Genomic DNA, 15,522 nt, shown 5'->3' on the forward strand with positions numbered 1-15,522 from the left:
GGAGCGGACCATGTTTCGAGGGTAGGCGGTGGGTGCGACAGCCGCCCGCTGCTTGCTTGTGTGCGCCTCCGAAGTCGATGTGCGCTTCCGAGGTCCGAAATCCCCGAGAACCGACTTCGCAGTCGCACGCGGACTCAGTCACGGTACAGCGCATTGTTCCTGCACAGGCCAGCGTCCCTTCCCAGTGTCCACCGATCCCGCGCACGATGTGCACGAGCGTCCCTGACGGCAGCGTCGATGCCGAGACTGAGCGGATGAGAACCGTCGACGCGCTGATCCGTCTGCTCGCCGGTCGCGGTGGTGTGGTGCGCAGCGTGGTCGTTACTGAGAGCGGCTTCTCACGCAGGGTCGTCGACAAGGCGGTGCGTGACGGCCTCATCACTCGACCCCGGCGCGGTTGGCTCGCGACGAAGGATGCCGAGAAGACGGTGGTGACTGCTGCTCGGCTCGGCGTGGTTCTGACCTGCCGTACGCAGGCGGGGCTCCTCGGCCTCTGGGTGCACGACTCCACAGGCGCGCCGCACTTCGCGGTTCCCCATAATGCGGCCGTGCGGATTCCGTTCGAGGCACGGGTGCATAGGGGGAAGCCGATCGTCCCCCGGCATCCGGATGCGCTCGTTGACCCGATCGAGAATGTGCTCGCGTACGTGGCGGAGTGCGAGCCGTTCGAGCATGCGCTGGCGACGTGGGAGTCAGCGTTGAACCGATCGCTGGTCACCCTCGAGGCGCTACGGGGGTACTCGTGGAAGCCGGCCGCTAGGACGATCCTCGACCACGCCGCCCCCTTCGCGGATGCGGGACTGGAGACCTATCTCCGCGTTCGCCTGCGGTGGCTGGGCATCGCCATCCGGGTGCAGATCTGGATCGCGGGCCACCGCGTCGACGGATTGATCGGCGATCGACTCGTGATCCAGATCGACGGGTCACACCATGTCGGTGCGCAGCGCTCCGAAGACATCCGGCATGACGCCGAGCTGAGGCTCATGGGGTACCACGTGATGCGTCTGTCGTATACACAGGTCATGTTCGACTGGCCCGCCGCGCAGGACCTGATCATGCGCGCAGTCGCCCAGGGGCTTCATCGCGCTGTCTGACCGTGCGCGAGGCAAGTCCGTGTGCGCTTCGCAAGTCTGAATTCTCCGGAAGCGGACTTCGGAAGCGCACTCGGACTTCGGAGGCGCTCACGGACGTCGCGGGCGAGCACCGGTCTGCCGCGCGTACAATGGAGGCACGAGCATCGATCCGGACATCACCGGGGAGCTCTCGGAAGAACACTTCGGCAGGCCCAGTGCATGCGGGGGCAAGTAGAACCGAGCGGGGCAGGCCCGTCACAGCCGCAGTGAGAGTGGCTCCGCCGAGAGGCGCGGCACGCGAGGTGGTACCGCGGTCCCCCGGGATGAGATTCCGGACGGATCGTCCTCGCAGCAGCATCCGCCACGACTCCTGCGAGACGACATGACCTACCCGCGTTCCTCCTTCGGCCCCGCCGCCGACCAGGCTGCCTCCGTCGCCCCGAGCCCTCGGTTCCCACAGATCGAGCGCGAAGTGCTCGACTTCTGGGAGACCGACCAGACCTTCCGCGCCTCGATCGAGCAGCGTGAGGGCGATGACGAGTGGGTGTTCTACGACGGCCCGCCGTTCGCCAACGGCCTGCCGCACTACGGGCACCTGCTCACCGGGTACGCCAAGGATGTGTTCCCACGCTTCCAGACGATGATCGGCAAGAAGGTCGACCGGGTCTTCGGCTGGGACACGCACGGTCTGCCGGCCGAGCTCGAGGCCATGAAGCAGCTCGGCATCACCGAGAAGAGCCAGATCGAAGAGATGGGCATCGACGTCTTCAACGCGAAGGCGAAGGATTCGGTGCTCAAGTACACGCACGAGTGGCAGGACTACGTCACGCGTCAGGCTCGTTGGGTCGACTTCGAGCGCGGTTACAAGACGCTCGACCTCGGCTACATGGAGAGCGTGCTCTGGGCGTTCAAGACCCTCTTCGACAAGGGCCTCGCCTATGAGGGATACCGCGTGCTGCCGTACTGCTGGCGCGACGAGACCCCGCTGTCGGCGCACGAGCTGCGCATGGACGACGACGTCTACCAGAACCGTCAGGACCCGTCCGTCACCGTCACGTTCCCGCTGACCGGCGCCAAGGCGGAGGCCCTGGGACTCACCGCCGTGCGGGCACTGGCCTGGACGACCACGCCCTGGACGCTTCCCACCAACCTCGCCCTCGCCGTGGGACCCGACATCGAGTACGTCGTGCTCCCCGCAGGTCCCGGAGGCGCGGCCGACGTGCATCAGATCGCGGGGACGACGGATGCGGCTGTCGAGGCGTCCTCCCACCGCTACCTCCTGGCCCGCGAACTTCTCGGCGGCTACGTCAAGGACCTCGGCTACGAGAACCTCGACGACGCGCTCGCCGCAGTCGACGCGACGGTGCGCGGTGCCGACCTGCAGGACGTCACGTACGACCGGCTCTTCGACTACTACGCCGACACCGAGGCCTACGGCACGGAGAACGCCTGGCGCATCCTCGTCGACGACTACGTCACGGTCAGCGACGGCACCGGCATCGTGCACCAGGCTCCGGCCTACGGTGAGGACGACCAGCGGGTCGCCGGTGCCGCCGGCATCCCGACGATCCTGTCGCTCGACGACGGCGGACGCTTCCTGTCGAACGTCACCGACGTCGCGGGCCAGCTGTGGATGGACGCGAACACTCCGCTCATCCGCCTGCTCCGCGGTGAAGGTCGACTGCTGCGCGAGCAGAGCTACGTGCACTCGTACCCGCACTGCTGGCGCTGCCGGAACCCTCTGATCTACAAGGCCGTGTCGAGCTGGTTCATCCGCGTCACGGACATCAAGGACGACCTGCTCGCGAACAACGAGCAGATCACCTGGGTGCCCGAGAACGTCAAGCACGGCCAGTTCGGCAAGTGGCTCGAGGGCGCGCGCGACTGGTCGATCAGCCGCAACCGCTACTGGGGCTCGCCGATCCCGATCTGGAAGAGCGACGACCCCGAGTACCCGCGTGTGGACGCATACGGCTCTCTCGAGGAGATGGAGCGCGACTTCGGCACGCTGCCGCGCAACCCCGAGGGCGAGATCGACCTGCACCGCCCGTACATCGACGACCTCACGCGTCCGAACCCCGACGACCCGACCGGCGAGAGCACGATGCGCCGCATCGAGGACGTGTTCGACGTGTGGTTCGACTCGGGGTCGATGCCCTACGCGCAGGTGCACTACCCGTTCGAGAACCAGGAGTGGTTCGACACGCACGCTCCCGCCGACTTCATCGTCGAGTACATCGGGCAGACGCGTGGCTGGTTCTACGTCATGCACGTGCTGTCGACCGCACTCTTCGATCGTCCGGCCTTCACCGGAGTCAGCTGCCACGGAATCGTGCTGGGCAACGACGGATACAAGATGTCGAAGTCGCTGCGCAACTACCCGGATGTGTCCGAGGTGCTCGACCGTGACGGCTCCGACGCGATGCGCTGGTTCCTCATGTCGAGTTCGGTGCTGCGGGGTGGCAACCTCGCGGTCACGGAGGAGGGCATCCGTTCCGGCGTCCGTGAGTTCCTGCTCCCGCTGTGGAACTCGTGGTACTTCTTCGCGACGTACGCCAATGCGGCGAAGCCGGGGGGCTACGAGGCGACCTGGCGCACCGATTCGACCGACGTTCTCGACCGGTACATCCTGGCCCGGCTCGGCGATCTCGTGCGCGACGTGCGGGCGGACCTCGAGGGACTCGATTCGACGACGGCATCCGCCCGTCTGCGCGACTTCGCCGAGGTGCTCACCAACTGGTACATCCGCCGCTCGCGCGACCGGTTCTGGGAGGGGTCGAACGCCGATGCCTTCGACACGCTCTACACCGTGCTCGAAACCCTGACGCGGGTGGCCGCTCCTCTTGTGCCGCTGATCAGCGAGCGCGTGTGGCAGGGCCTGACCGGCGGACGCAGCGTGCACCTGCAGGACTGGCCAGACGACACGGCGTTCCCCGCGGCCGACGAGATCCGTGATGCCATGGATGCCGTCCGCGAGCTGTCGAGCGTCGGCAACGCGCTGCGCAAGAAGGAGAAGCTGCGCGTGCGGCTGCCCCTCGCTCGCCTGACTGTCGTCTCGCCGCTGGCAGGGACGCTCGGCCAGTTCGAGGACATCCTGCGTGAGGAACTCAACGTCAAGTCGGTCGAGCTCGTCGAGGCGACCGAGACCACGGCCGCCGACTACGGAATCGATCACCGCCTGAGCGTCAACGCCCGCGCAGCAGGCCCGCGTCTGGGCAAGGACGTGCAGAAGGCCATCCAGGGCGCGAGGAACGGCGACTGGTCCGAGACCGACGGCGTCGTGACTGCCGGAGGCATCGCGCTGGAGCCCAGCGAGTACGACCTCGTGCTCGAGACCACCGGCCGCCCCGAGGGGGAGGCGCTCGCGATCGTGCCGTCAGGTGGGTTCGTGCTTCTCGACACGCAGACGACCCCCGAGCTCGAGGCCGAGGGACTCGCGCGCGACGCGATCCGCGTCGTGCAGGAGGCCCGCAAGAACGCCGACCTCGATGTGAGCGACCGCATCGTGCTCGCGCTCAACGTGAGCCCGGCCGACGCCGAGGCGCTGCAGGCGCATGCGGAGCTGATCGCCGGGGAGACCCTCGCGGTGGCGTTCGCGGTGCAGGCCACCGACGACATGGGCACTCTCGTGCAGGACGTCACCAACCCGGGGGACGGCGTCTTCCGCAGCGGGGCGACAGCGCTGGGCGCCGACAAGCGTCCGATCATCGTCACGATCGACGTCACGGTCAAGGAGCCCGTCGCGTGAGCGCCCGCGACAAGGCCGACGCGGTCTACGACAAGCTGCTGAGCCGTGCGGGTGAGCGCTGGGTGCAGCCGCGCAAGGAGCGCACCGCGCGCATCCTCGCCTACCTCGACGACCCGCAGCGCACCTACCGCGTCGTGCACATCACCGGCACGAACGGGAAGACGTCGACCGCCCGGATGATCGAGACGCTGCTGCGCGCCCACGGTCTGCGCACCGGCCTCTTCACCAGCCCGCACCTCGAGCGCTTCACTGAGCGCATCGTGATCGATGGCGAGCCGATCGACGATGCAGCCGTCGTCGACGCCTGGAACGAGATCGAGCCCTTCGTCGAGATCGTCGATGCCGAGCTCGAGGCCGCGGGCGAAGAACCGCTCACGTTCTTCGAGCTGCTCACGGTGCTCGCCTTCGTGGCCGTGGCCGATGCTCCGGTGGACGTGCTCGTCCTCGAAGTGGGCATGGGCGGCGAGTGGGACTCGACCAACACGGCAGACGGCGATGTGGCGGTCTTCGCGCCCATCGACATCGACCACGCAGATCGTCTCGGCGGCACGATCGCGGCGATCGCGAAGGTCAAGGCGGGGATTATCAAGGAGGGCGCTGCCGTCGTCTCGGCGCAGCAACCTGCCGAGGCTGCCGAGGTGCTGCGTCGCGTCGCAGCGGAGAAGAACGCCACGATCGCTTTCGAGGGCGAGGAGTTCGGACTCGCCGACCAGAAGCTCGCCGTCGGCGGACAGCTGCTGACCATCCGCGGACTCGCCGGCGCCTACGTCGAGGAGTACCTGCCGCAGTACGGAGCGCACCAGGGGCACAATGCGGCCCTCGCGGTCGCCGCCGTGGAATCGCTCATCGGAGGCGCTGAGCAGCCCATCGCCGCCGACATCATCTCGGAGGGGCTCCAGGGGGCGACCTCGCCCGGACGCCTTCAGCTGCTGGGGATCGCTCCGACGGTGATCGTGGATGCCGCGCACAACCCGCACGGCGCCACGGCTCTCGTGCAGGCGATGGACGACAGCTTCGACTTCGACGAGTGGGGCGTCGTACTGGGTGTGCTCGCCGACAAGGACGCTGCCGGCATCGTCGCGAAGCTCGCACCCGCAGCGGCGCATGTGTTCGCCACGGCGCCGGAGTCCGACCGCGCGAGCGATGCGGACACCATCGCCGACCTCGTCGAGGCGACCGGACAGCGCGCGACCGTGCATCCGACCCTCGCCGAGGCAGCTGATGCCGCACGGGAGTGGGCGGCGTCCTCGGATCGCCGAGCCGTCGTGATCGCCGGGTCGGTCGTGCTCGCGGGAGAGGCGATCGCTCTCGCCGAAGAAGAGGACTGGAAGTCGGGGTGGCGCGCATGACCACCGCATCGGCGCCCGCCCGTCCGCCGCGTCCGCCGCGCACTCTGGTGCAGAAACTCGCGCCGGTCGTGCTCGGATTCGAATCGATCGTCGTCTTCCTCGCGGGCCTCACGGTCTTCGGCCTGAAGACGCTGCCCGCCGGCATACCGCAGTGGTGGGGCATCGTCGGCGGGGCCGTCGTGGGACTCGCCTGCATCGCCGTCGCGGGGATGATCACGAAGCCCTGGGCGATCACCGCAGGGTGGATCCTGCAGGTCGTCATCGCGCTGGCAGCTATCCTGGTGCCCGCGATCCTGCTCGTCGTCGTCGTTTTCGGCGGCATGTGGGGATATGCGACGATCATGGGGGCCCGATTGGACGCACGACGTCCTGACGGGCCCGCGACTCAGACTCAGACAGAGAGTGAATGACATGGCCACCGAAGAAACCCTCGTCCTCGTCAAGCCCGACGGTGTCGCCCGCGGCCTCACCGGCGCGATCCTGGCGCGCATCGAAGCGAAGGGATATTCCCTCGTCGACATCCGCCTGGTCGAGCCCGACCGCGACCTGCTCGCCGAGCACTATGCCGAGCACGAGGGCAAGCCGTTCTACGAGCCGCTCCTCGAGTTCATGCTCTCGGGCCCGTCCGTGGCGATCCGCCTCGCAGGCAACCGCGTCATCGAGGGCTTCCGGTCGCTCGCCGGCACGACGGATCCCACCACGGCAGCGCCCGGTACGATCCGTGGCGACTTCGGTCGCGACTGGGGCCTCAAGGTGCAGCAGAACCTCGTGCACGGCTCGGACAGCCCCGAGTCGGCCGCCCGCGAGCTCGGCATCTGGTTCGACTGAACGATCCGCTCACGACGAAGCCCGCCGCACGAGATCGTGCGGCGGGCTTCGTCGTCAGATCGACGGCCTGTCGGATCAGAAGATGATGCGTGCCATCTCGCCGAGGAAGTCGAGACCCTGCAGCTGAGCCATCACGATGATGACGGCGTAGGCGAGGATGGTCGCCAGCGGTACCCAGACCATGAGCTTGTCCGCACGCTCTCGGGTCTTCTCATTCTTCGTGAACGTGCCGTTGCGTGTGAGGTGCAGCATCGTGGCGAAGAACGTCGGAATCGTGACAGCCCAGGTCACCATGCACCACGGGCACAGCACGCCGAGGTTCGATGCATACAGGCTCTGGCCGATCAGCCAGCACACGAGCCCGAACGCGAACGCGATGCCGGCGCCGAACGCCGCCCAGAACCATCGGGGAAAGCGGGCTCCGGCGAGGATCGCGACGCCGATGACCAGCGGAGCCATCCACCCTGTCAGCCCGAGCAGCGGGTTGGGGAAGCCGAAGATCTCACCCTGCCACGAGCCCAGGTTCTTGCTGCACTGGATGAACGGGCTCACATCGCAGGCCAGGGCATCGGTCGGGTTCTCGAGAAGCACGAACTTCTCGACCGTGAGCTGGAAGGCGGCGAACCAGCCGATGACGCTCGCGATGATCAACCACACGGCATAGACGACGGGGCGGGTGCGCTGCTCGCTCATGTGTGGATTCTCTCAGCGATCGCTATGGATCGGGCGTGAGCGCGCCGGAGAAAACGACTCGGAGTCCCGACGATGCCGCGAACCGGCGCACTTGGTGCGATAATGGCCTGTGATGCATCGCTCGACCCCGTCGCAGTGGGCATCGACGCAGACTTCGGGGCCGTATGCCCCTCGTGATCAGAGCCATGGGCCGGTCGCACACCGAATGAGTTCGCGGCACCTGCGGGTGCCGCATGAGAGTTAGCGGAACACGAAGTGTCCGCGCGAGGAGCAAGCCAGAGATGGCCGATGACAACAATGACCACGACGCCCCTACCCTCGACTTCTCTGCGGATGCTGACGCACCCGCAGAAGTAGTCGCCGACGCTCCGGAGGCCGACGCCACGTCCGACGCTCCGGAGGACGGTGCGGGTTCGACCGCTGAGATCCCCCAGACGGGGTCGACTTCTGCGGAGGACCCCGCGGCGGAAGCTCCTGCCGAGGAGGGTTCCACTGACACGCCTGCCGAGGAGACTTCTGCTGCGGACGCTGCCGCCGAGGATGCCCCCGCCGCTCCCGCTGACGCCGCTCCATCTGAGGATGCTGTCGTAGCCGACGTTCCTGCATCCGATGCTCCGGCCGCTGAGGCTGCCGTCGAGGCCCCTTCCGAGGAGACCGTCGCCGAGCCTGCTCCGGACAAGCCGGAGGATGTCAAGCCCGTCACCGCCGTGTCGCTCGGGCTGCTGCCCGAGGTGTTCGTCTCGCAGGTCTCGACGCAGCTGCACTTCTACGCACCCGAGGTGCTGCCCCTTCCTGCTCGTCCGGGTCGTGAGCGCGTGTTCGACCGAATCGCCGAGCGAGAGCCGGAGGAGCCGGCAGGCCGCCGAGGCCGCCGCCGTCGTGGTGGCTCTGACGATGTCGAGCCCCGTGATCAGCGCGAGCCTCGCGAGCAGCGCGAGCCTCGTGAGCCCCGCCAGCGCGTCGTCGAGTACATCACCGAGCCCAAGGCGATCAAGGGGTCCACGCGCCTCGAGGCGAAGAAGCAGCGTCGTCGCGATGGACGGGATGCCGGTCGCCGGCGTCCGGTCGTCACCGAGGCAGAGTTCCTCGCGCGTCGTGAGTCGGTCGACCGCAAGATGGTCGTCCGTTCCAAGAACGGCCGGACGCAGATCGGCGTCCTCGAAGACGGGGTGCTCGTGGAGCACTACGTCGCGCGCAACCAGGACGCCTCGCTGATCGGCAACGTCTACCTCGGTCGCGTGCAGAACGTGCTGCCGAGCATGGAGGCCGCCTTCGTCGACATCGGCCGAGGCCGGAACGCCGTGCTCTACTCCGGCGAGGTCGACTGGGACGGCGTCGAGACCGGCAATCAGCCGCGTCGCATCGAGCTCGCCCTCAAGGCGGGCGACCGCGTCCTGGTGCAGGTCACCAAGGATCCGATCGGCCACAAGGGTGCTCGTCTGACCAGCCAGATCTCGCTCCCGGGTCGCTACCTCGTGTACGTGCCCGGCGGATCGATGAACGGCATCAGCCGCAAGCTGCCCGACAACGAGCGCACGCGCCTGAAGCGCATCCTCAAGGAGGTGCTCCCCGAGTCCTCCGGCGTGATCGTCCGCACGGCCGCCGAAGGTGCCACCGAAGACCAGCTCACGCGTGACGTCCAGCGGCTGACCAGCCAGTGGGAGCACATCCGCAAGCAGGTCGAGAGCCAGCAGGCACCGGCGCTGCTGCACGCCGAGCCCGACCTCCTCGTCAAGATCGTCCGTGACGTCTTCAATGAAGACTTCACCAAGATGCTCATCCAGGGCGAGGATGCTCAGCGCACGATCCGCGCCTACCTCGAGAGCGTCGCGCCCGACCTGCTCGAGCGTGTCGAGTCGTATGAGGACGAGAGCGATCCCTTCGACGCGTTCCGGATCACGGAGCAGATCGAGAAGGCGCTCGACCGCAAGGTCTGGCTGCCGTCCGGTGGCTCGCTGGTCATCGACCGCACCGAGGCCATGACCGTCGTCGACGTCAACACCGGCAAGTTCGTCGGCTCGGGCGGAAACCTCGAGGAGACCGTCACCAAGAACAACCTCGAGGCCGCGGAGGAGATCGTCCGCCAGCTGCGTCTGCGCGACATCGGCGGCATCATCGTGGTCGACTTCATCGACATGGTGCTCGAATCCAACCGAGACCTCGTGCTGCGCCGACTGATCGAGTGCCTGAGTCGTGACCGGACGAAGCACCAGGTCGCCGAGGTCACCTCTCTGGGCCTCGTGCAGATGACCCGCAAGAAGCTCGGACTCGGCCTGCTCGAGACGTTCAGCGAGGCGTGCGACGTGTGCGCCGGCCGTGGCGTCATCGTGCACCACGACCCGGTCGTGAAGCACCGCTCGAGCAGCAACGGCAACGGCAACAGCAACGGCAACTCGCAGTCCAACCGTCGCCAGCGCGGCGGCAACGGCCAGTCGCAGAGCTCGGCTCCCACCGCGGTGACGACCCACAGCATCCCCGAGGGAGCGAAGTCCGCGCTCGCGCAGATCGCCGCCTCGACGCGCGCTCCGAACGCAGACGAGGCGACGGAGGTCGTCGCTCCCGCAGCGGAGACGACGGATGCCCCTGCCGCGCAGGAGCGTGCCAAGAAGCCCCGCAAGAAGCGCGGATCCGACCGCAAATCGCCCAAGTCTCCGGCTGAGGCGCTGCTCGATTCGGTGCTCGATGCGCTTCCCGAGCCGAAGGCTCCGGGCCAGGGCCGCGGTCGTCGCCGTGTCTCGACCGCCGCACTCACCGGCACGCCGATCTCCGTGAACTCGGAGCCGTCAGCGTCGGTCGCGGGCGGGGATCCGCAGTCCTGAGGCGATCAATCGTCTGACCAGCTCCTTGCCGCCGACATGCTGTGCGCCGGCGGCGAGGAGCCGGGGGATGAGCTCTTCCGGGACGTCGTAGTGGTCGAGGTCGAAGGCGCGCGCAGGCACGTCGTGCGACCGCGCGAATGCGTGCAGTTCCTGCAGGCTGTCGTCGCTGACGAGGTGAGCCCACAGGCGCCCGTGCGCGGGCCAGACGGGGTCATCGACGAGAACGGTCATCCCTTCAGCCTATGACCGGACACACCGGGCGGCGCGTTTTGCCACAGTGTCCGACATCCGGTAAAGTAGTCCCTTGGTGCGTATGCCGCGTCGTCCTCGACGGTCGAAGCGGAGAGTCTTGCGTTCGTGCCCGTCGCCCAGCGTCGCATGCAAGCAACAGTCTTCCCGTGAGATATCGGAGCCGTGAGCTCCCCAACGAAACAGGTATGAAGTGGTTTACGCAGTAGTGCGCGCCGGTGGGCGGCAGGAGAAGGTCGAGGTCGGCACGATCGTTCAGCTCGACCGTGTCAAGGCTGCCCAGGGCGAGAAGATCGAGCTGGCCGCAGTGCTGCTCGTCGACGGCGCCTCGGTGACCACCGACGCTGATTCGCTGGCGAAGGTCAAGGTCACGGCAGAGGTCATCGGCAACCTCCGCGGCCCGAAGATCATCATCCAGAAGTACAAGAACAAGACCGGCTACAAGAAGCGCCAGGGCCACCGTCAGGAGCTCACGCGCGTCAAGATCACCGGCATCAAGTAAGACCGAGGAGACCAGGACATGGCACATAAAAAGGGCGCAAGCTCCACCCGTAACGGTCGTGACTCCAACGCTCAGCGACTTGGCGTCAAGCGCTTCGGTGGACAGCAGGTTCTCGCCGGCGAGATCATCGTCCGCCAGCGCGGCACGCACTTCCACCCCGGCGTGAACGTCGGCCGTGGTGGCGACGACACGCTGTTCGCTCTGGCCGCCGGTGCGGTGCAGTTCGGCGCGAAGGGCGGCCGCAAGGTCGTCAACATCGTCGCCGCTGCTGAGTGATCACAGCACGACAGTAGTCATGCGATTCGGGGCGGGCTTCGGCCCGTCCCGAATTTGCGTTTCAGGCCGGATTCGCGGTTCCCGCCGAATCAACGGTCCAATTCTCGGTTCCGGCCGAGTTCTTTATTGAGGAGAGAGACATGGTCAGTTTCGTCGACACCGTGACGCTTCACCTGCGTGCGGGCAAGGGCGGCAACGGCTGTGTCTCGGTGCACCGCGAGAAGTTCAAGCCGCTCGGCGGTCCCGACGGCGGCAACGGCGGTGACGGCGGCGACATCGTGCTCATCGCTGACACGCAGACGGGCACGCTCCTCTCGTACCACCACTCGCCTCACCGCAGCTCCGGCAACGGCGGGCCCGGCATGGGCGACCACCGTGCAGGGTTCATGGGTGAAGACCTCGAGCTTCCCGTTCCCGTCGGCACCGTGGTCAGGAACGCGGCCGGCGAGGTCCTGATCGACATGATCGAGCCCGGTGAGCGATTCGTCGTCGCCAAGGGCGGGCACGGCGGACTCGGCAACGCCGCACTGGCGACGCCGAAGCGCAAAGCGCCCGGTTTCGCCCTCCTGGGCACCCCGGGCGACGAGGGCGATGTCGTCCTCGAGCTCAAGACAGTCGCAGACGTGGCTCTCGTCGGCTATCCCTCTGCGGGCAAGTCCAGCCTGATCGGTGCGATCTCGGCCGCCCGGCCCAAGATCGCCGACTACCCATTCACCACGCTCCATCCGAACCTGGGTGTCGTGCAGGCGGGGGAGTCGCGCTACACCGTCGCCGATGTGCCCGGACTCATCGAAGGGGCGAGCGAGGGGCGTGGACTCGGACTGGAGTTCCTCCGTCACGTCGAGCGCTGCACCGCTCTGCTGCACGTGCTCGATTGCGCGACGCTCGAGCCCGGTCGCGATCCGATCTCCGACCTCGACGTCATCCTCGGCGAGCTGGCCGCGTACGAGGTCCCTGAGGGGCAGACTCCTCTGCTCGAGCGTCCTCAGCTCATCGCCCTGAACAAGATCGATGTGCCGGAGGCCCGTGATCTCGCCGACCTCGTGCGCCCTGATCTCGAGGCCCGCGGATTCCGTGTCTTCGACATCTCCACCATCTCGCACGAGGGACTGCGTCCGCTGACCTACGCGCTCGGCGACATCGTCGACAAGCACCGCGCAGAGCTCGCCGCGATCGAGGTTCCGCGTGAGCGCGTCGTGCTTCGTCCCCGGGGCCCCAAGAAGGGCTTCGAGATCCGTGTCGAGGGCGGCAGCTACGGAAACATCTACCGCATCCTGGGCGAGAAGCCGGTGCGCTGGGTTCAGCAGACCGACTTCCAGAACGAAGAGGCCGTGGGCTACCTCGCCGACCGCCTCGAGAAGCTGGGCGTCGAAGACGAACTCTTCCGCCTCGGTGCGGTGCAGGGGTCCACAGTGGTGATCGGCGAGGGCGAGAGCATCGTCTTCGACTGGGAGCCGACCATGACGTCTGCGGCCGAGCTCATGACGGCGCCGCGCGGAACCGATCCGCGCCTGGCGCCCAACGCCCGTCGCACCACCTCCGAGCGTCGTGAGAACTACTACGAGCGCATGGATGCCAAGGCCGAGGCTCGCGCCGAGGTCGAGGCTCAGCGGCTCGCGGCCTACCGCGAGGACGGCGAGTGACCGCTCGCTCGAGGGCGGATCTCGCCACAGCCTCTCGGATCGTCGTCAAGGTCGGCTCCTCGTCGATCAGCGGCGAGTCGTCGTGGCGCATCCCCGTGCTGGTCGAGGCGCTGGCAGCGGCGCACGCACGCGGCGCGGAGGTCATCCTGGTCTCGTCAGGAGCGATCGCCACAGGCATTCCGTTCCTGCGTCTCGACGCTCGACCGACAGACCTGGCCACACAGCAGGCTGCGGCCGCTGTCGGGCAGAACATCCTGGTCTACCGCTATCAGGAGTCGCTTCGTCCCTTCGACATCGTCGCAGGGCAGGTGCTCCTCACGACGGGCGACCTCGAGAACCCGACGTCGCGGAGCAATGCCCGACGGGCCATGGAGCGACTTCTCGGACTGCGCATCCTACCGATCGTGAACGAGAACGACACGGTCGCGACGCAGGAGATCCGCTTCGGAGACAACGACCGACTCGGGGCTCTCGTGGCGCAGCTGATCGAGGCCGACGCTCTGGTCCTGCTCAGCGACATCGAGTCGCTGTACACCAAGCCGCCGTCCGACCCGACGGCCGAGCCCATCGACGTCGTCGCCCCGGACGCCGATCTGTCGGGGCTCGAGTTCGGATCGACCGTCGTCAACAGCGTCGGCACCGGGGGAGCGGCGACCAAGGTCTCAGCCGCACGCCTGGCCGCCGCGTCCGGGATCGGAGTGCTCGTGACGAGCGCCGACCTGGTCGACAAGGCCCTCGCCGGGGCTGACATAGGGACCTGGTTCGAACCCGCGCTCTCTTAGACTGGGCGGATGACCGACCAGACCCCCCAGGTACGCCTGGAGCTCGCCAAAGAGGCGTCCCGCGCCACGGCCAGGCTGACCAGCGACGACAAGGCGCGCGCTCTCGAGGCCATCGCGGTGGCCCTCGAGTCCAGCGCCGCTGAGATCATCGAGGCCAACGGTCGCGACGTCGAACGAGGTCGGTCCGACGGCATCGGCGAATCGCTCATCGACAGGCTTCGCCTCGACGAGAAGCGCGTCGCGGCTCTCGCCGCAGCGGTCCGCCAGGTGGCGGGACTCCCCGACCCGGTCGGTCGCGTCGTCGGAGGACACCGGATGCCGAACGGCGTGGCGCTCGAGCAGGTGCGGGTGCCCTTCGGCGTTGTCGGCGCGATCTACGAGGCTCGTCCGAACGTCACCGTCGACATCGCCGCGCTCGCGCTGCGCTCAGGCAACTCCGTGGTCCTGCGCGGCGGCAGCGCCGCACGCGAGTCGAACACGGTGCTCGTGGAGATCATGCGCGAGGCGCTGCAGGGTGCGGGCGTGACGTCGGAAGCGGTGCAGACGGTCGACGATTTCGGCCGCGACGGTGCCACCGCTCTGATGCACGGCCGTGGATTCATCGACGTGCTCGTGCCGCGGGGCAGCGCGGGGCTGATCGAGACCGTCGTGACCGAGGCGACCGTCCCGGTGATCGAGACCGGCGCGGGCAATGTGCACATCGTGCTCGACGAGACTGCTCCTGACGACTGGGCTCAGGACATCGTCGTGAACGCGAAGGTGCAGCGCCCCAGCGTCTGCAACGCCGTCGAGACGGTGCTCGTCCTCCGCCAGGCCGCACCGCGGCTGGTTCCCCTCGTCGCCAGCGCGCTGCAGAGCGAAGGCGTGGCGATTCACGGTGACGACCTGGTCGCGGGGCTCGTCTCGAACGTGATCCCGGCGACGGAGGAGGACTGGGCGACCGAGTATCTCAGCCTCGACATCGCGATCAAGGTCGTCGACACGCTCGACGATGCACTCGACCACATCCGTCGTTACAGCACCGGCCACACGGAGTCGATCATCACCACAGACTCGCGCAATGCGGAGCGGTTCCTGGCGGAGGTGGACTCGGCGGTCGTGATGGTGAACACCTCGACCCGGTTCACGGACGGAGGCGAGTTCGGGTTCGGCGCCGAGGTCGGCATCTCGACGCAGAAGCTGCACGCGCGGGGACCGATGGGGCTTTCCGAGCTGACCAGCACGAAATGGCTGGCGCGTGGGGCAGGGCAGACGCGCGGCTGAGGGCTAGACTAGGGGGCGCTGTGGCTCTCCGTGAGCCATGCCCGCCAGCCACGAAACGGAGTCAGGATGAACCTCGTCGCACAGATCGCGATGGTCGCTGCCGAAACCGAGCACCACGGCAATGTGCAGCAGGAGACGCTGATCTTCGGCGTCATCGCCATCATCGTCTTCGCCTTCCTCGGCCTGGTCACGCTGTCGTACAAGAACGTGGCCAACCGTCACTCCGCCAAGGCCGACGCCTGGGCTGCGAAGCACGGCAAGGACGGCCACGAGGCGGGGCACGGCCACTAGGCCCGC

14 protein-coding genes are annotated in these 15,522 nt (G+C 67.5%); 12 read left to right on the plus strand and 2 right to left on the minus strand.

The window, feature by feature from the left end; translation table 11 throughout:
- Window positions 1-254: 254 nt before the first annotated feature.
- The 5 genes from QMA07_RS15610 (at window position 255) to ndk (ending at window position 6,998) form a co-directional block, all read left to right on the plus strand.
- Window positions 255-1,094, plus strand: coding sequence for a DUF559 domain-containing protein (locus QMA07_RS15610; protein WP_290163537.1), 840 nt, complete (start codon window positions 255-257; stop codon window positions 1,092-1,094).
- Between the two features lie 361 nt (window positions 1,095-1,455).
- Window positions 1,456-4,821, plus strand: coding sequence for an isoleucine--tRNA ligase (gene ileS, locus QMA07_RS15615; RefSeq protein ID WP_290163538.1), 3,366 nt, complete (start codon window positions 1,456-1,458; stop codon window positions 4,819-4,821).
- On the plus strand, window positions 4,818-6,170 hold the full coding sequence (locus QMA07_RS15620; protein ID WP_290163539.1) for a folylpolyglutamate synthase/dihydrofolate synthase family protein: 1,353 nt from the start codon (window positions 4,818-4,820) through the stop codon (window positions 6,168-6,170). Before ileS ends, QMA07_RS15620 begins: the two co-directional genes overlap by 4 nt.
- Window positions 6,167-6,580, plus strand: a complete 414-nt coding sequence (locus QMA07_RS15625) for a DUF4233 domain-containing protein (RefSeq protein ID WP_290163540.1) — start codon at window positions 6,167-6,169, stop codon at window positions 6,578-6,580. The genes QMA07_RS15620 and QMA07_RS15625 overlap by 4 nt, the downstream gene beginning before the upstream one ends.
- Window position 6,581: 1 nt before the next feature.
- Window positions 6,582-6,998 carry a nucleoside-diphosphate kinase gene (ndk, locus tag QMA07_RS15630; RefSeq protein WP_290163541.1) on the plus strand — a complete coding sequence of 139 codons (417 nt, stop codon included), beginning with the start codon at window positions 6,582-6,584 and terminating at the stop codon, window positions 6,996-6,998.
- Window positions 6,999-7,073: 75 nt separating this feature from the next.
- Here the strand turns inward: ndk and QMA07_RS15635 are convergent, their stop codons facing one another.
- Window positions 7,074-7,691, minus strand: a complete 618-nt coding sequence (locus QMA07_RS15635) for a vitamin K epoxide reductase family protein (RefSeq protein ID WP_290163542.1) — start codon at window positions 7,689-7,691, stop codon at window positions 7,074-7,076.
- Window positions 7,692-7,972: 281 nt separating this feature from the next.
- On the opposite strand from QMA07_RS15635, the gene QMA07_RS15640 reads away from it, so the two are divergent.
- Window positions 7,973-10,510, plus strand: coding sequence for an Rne/Rng family ribonuclease (locus QMA07_RS15640; protein WP_290163543.1), 2,538 nt, complete (start codon window positions 7,973-7,975; stop codon window positions 10,508-10,510).
- On the opposite strand, the gene QMA07_RS15645 is transcribed toward QMA07_RS15640, so the two are convergent.
- Entirely contained in the window at window positions 10,475-10,741 is a 267-nt protein-coding gene (locus tag QMA07_RS15645; RefSeq protein WP_290163544.1) for a DUF4031 domain-containing protein, read from the minus strand. The genes QMA07_RS15640 and QMA07_RS15645 overlap by 36 nt on opposite strands.
- Before the next feature lie 211 nt (window positions 10,742-10,952).
- Between QMA07_RS15645 and rplU the strand changes: the two genes are divergently transcribed.
- The 6 genes from rplU to QMA07_RS15675 all read left to right on the plus strand — a co-directional run bounded on the left by rplU (window position 10,953) and on the right by QMA07_RS15675 (window position 15,516).
- The gene (rplU, locus tag QMA07_RS15650) at window positions 10,953-11,261 is read left to right on the plus strand and encodes a 50S ribosomal protein L21 (RefSeq protein ID WP_072591411.1); all 309 of its coding nucleotides are present in this window, start codon (window positions 10,953-10,955) and stop codon (window positions 11,259-11,261) included.
- A gap of 18 nt (window positions 11,262-11,279) precedes the next feature.
- Entirely contained in the window at window positions 11,280-11,537 is a 258-nt protein-coding gene (gene rpmA, locus QMA07_RS15655) for a 50S ribosomal protein L27 (RefSeq protein ID WP_028501603.1), read from the plus strand.
- A gap of 140 nt (window positions 11,538-11,677) precedes the next feature.
- On the plus strand, window positions 11,678-13,180 hold the full coding sequence (obgE, locus tag QMA07_RS15660) for a GTPase ObgE (protein WP_290163552.1): 1,503 nt from the start codon (window positions 11,678-11,680) through the stop codon (window positions 13,178-13,180).
- Complete coding sequence (proB, locus tag QMA07_RS15665; RefSeq protein WP_290163555.1) at window positions 13,177-13,962, plus strand: glutamate 5-kinase; 786 nt, start codon at window positions 13,177-13,179, stop codon at window positions 13,960-13,962. Before obgE ends, proB begins: the two co-directional genes overlap by 4 nt.
- Window positions 13,963-13,971: 9 nt before the next feature.
- Window positions 13,972-15,225: a glutamate-5-semialdehyde dehydrogenase gene (locus QMA07_RS15670; protein ID WP_290163558.1), complete on the plus strand. Its 1,254-nt coding sequence runs from the start codon at window positions 13,972-13,974 to the stop codon at window positions 15,223-15,225.
- A 66-nt stretch (window positions 15,226-15,291) separates the two neighbouring features.
- Window positions 15,292-15,516, plus strand: a complete 225-nt coding sequence (locus tag QMA07_RS15675; RefSeq protein ID WP_290163561.1) for a hypothetical protein — start codon at window positions 15,292-15,294, stop codon at window positions 15,514-15,516.
- The last annotated feature ends 6 nt before the right edge of the window (window positions 15,517-15,522 follow it).

Origin of the sequence: Microbacterium sp. APC 3901, assembly GCF_030407765.1 — a bacterium.
Taxonomy (GTDB): Bacteria; Actinomycetota; Actinomycetes; order Actinomycetales; family Microbacteriaceae; genus Microbacterium.

Excerpts from the sequence above, each read along its gene's own strand:
- QMA07_RS15675 (WP_290163561.1), top strand. The coding sequence starts at position 15,292 with ATGAACCTCGTCGCACAGATCGCGATGGTCGCTGCCGAAACCGAGCAC.
- rpmA (WP_028501603.1), top strand. The coding sequence starts at position 11,280 with ATGGCACATAAAAAGGGCGCAAGCTCCACCCGTAACGGTCGTGACTCC.
- ndk (WP_290163541.1), top strand. The coding sequence starts at position 6,582 with ATGGCCACCGAAGAAACCCTCGTCCTCGTCAAGCCCGACGGTGTCGCC.
- obgE (WP_290163552.1), top strand. The coding sequence starts at position 11,678 with ATGGTCAGTTTCGTCGACACCGTGACGCTTCACCTGCGTGCGGGCAAG.
- ileS (WP_290163538.1), top strand. The coding sequence starts at position 1,456 with ATGACCTACCCGCGTTCCTCCTTCGGCCCCGCCGCCGACCAGGCTGCC.
- QMA07_RS15645 (WP_290163544.1), bottom strand. The coding sequence starts at position 10,741 with ATGACCGTTCTCGTCGATGACCCCGTCTGGCCCGCGCACGGGCGCCTG.
- QMA07_RS15635 (WP_290163542.1), bottom strand. The coding sequence starts at position 7,691 with ATGAGCGAGCAGCGCACCCGCCCCGTCGTCTATGCCGTGTGGTTGATC.
- QMA07_RS15640 (WP_290163543.1), top strand. The coding sequence starts at position 7,973 with ATGGCCGATGACAACAATGACCACGACGCCCCTACCCTCGACTTCTCT.
- QMA07_RS15625 (WP_290163540.1), top strand. The coding sequence starts at position 6,167 with ATGACCACCGCATCGGCGCCCGCCCGTCCGCCGCGTCCGCCGCGCACT.
- QMA07_RS15670 (WP_290163558.1), top strand. The coding sequence starts at position 13,972 with ATGACCGACCAGACCCCCCAGGTACGCCTGGAGCTCGCCAAAGAGGCG.
- QMA07_RS15610 (WP_290163537.1), top strand. The coding sequence starts at position 255 with ATGAGAACCGTCGACGCGCTGATCCGTCTGCTCGCCGGTCGCGGTGGT.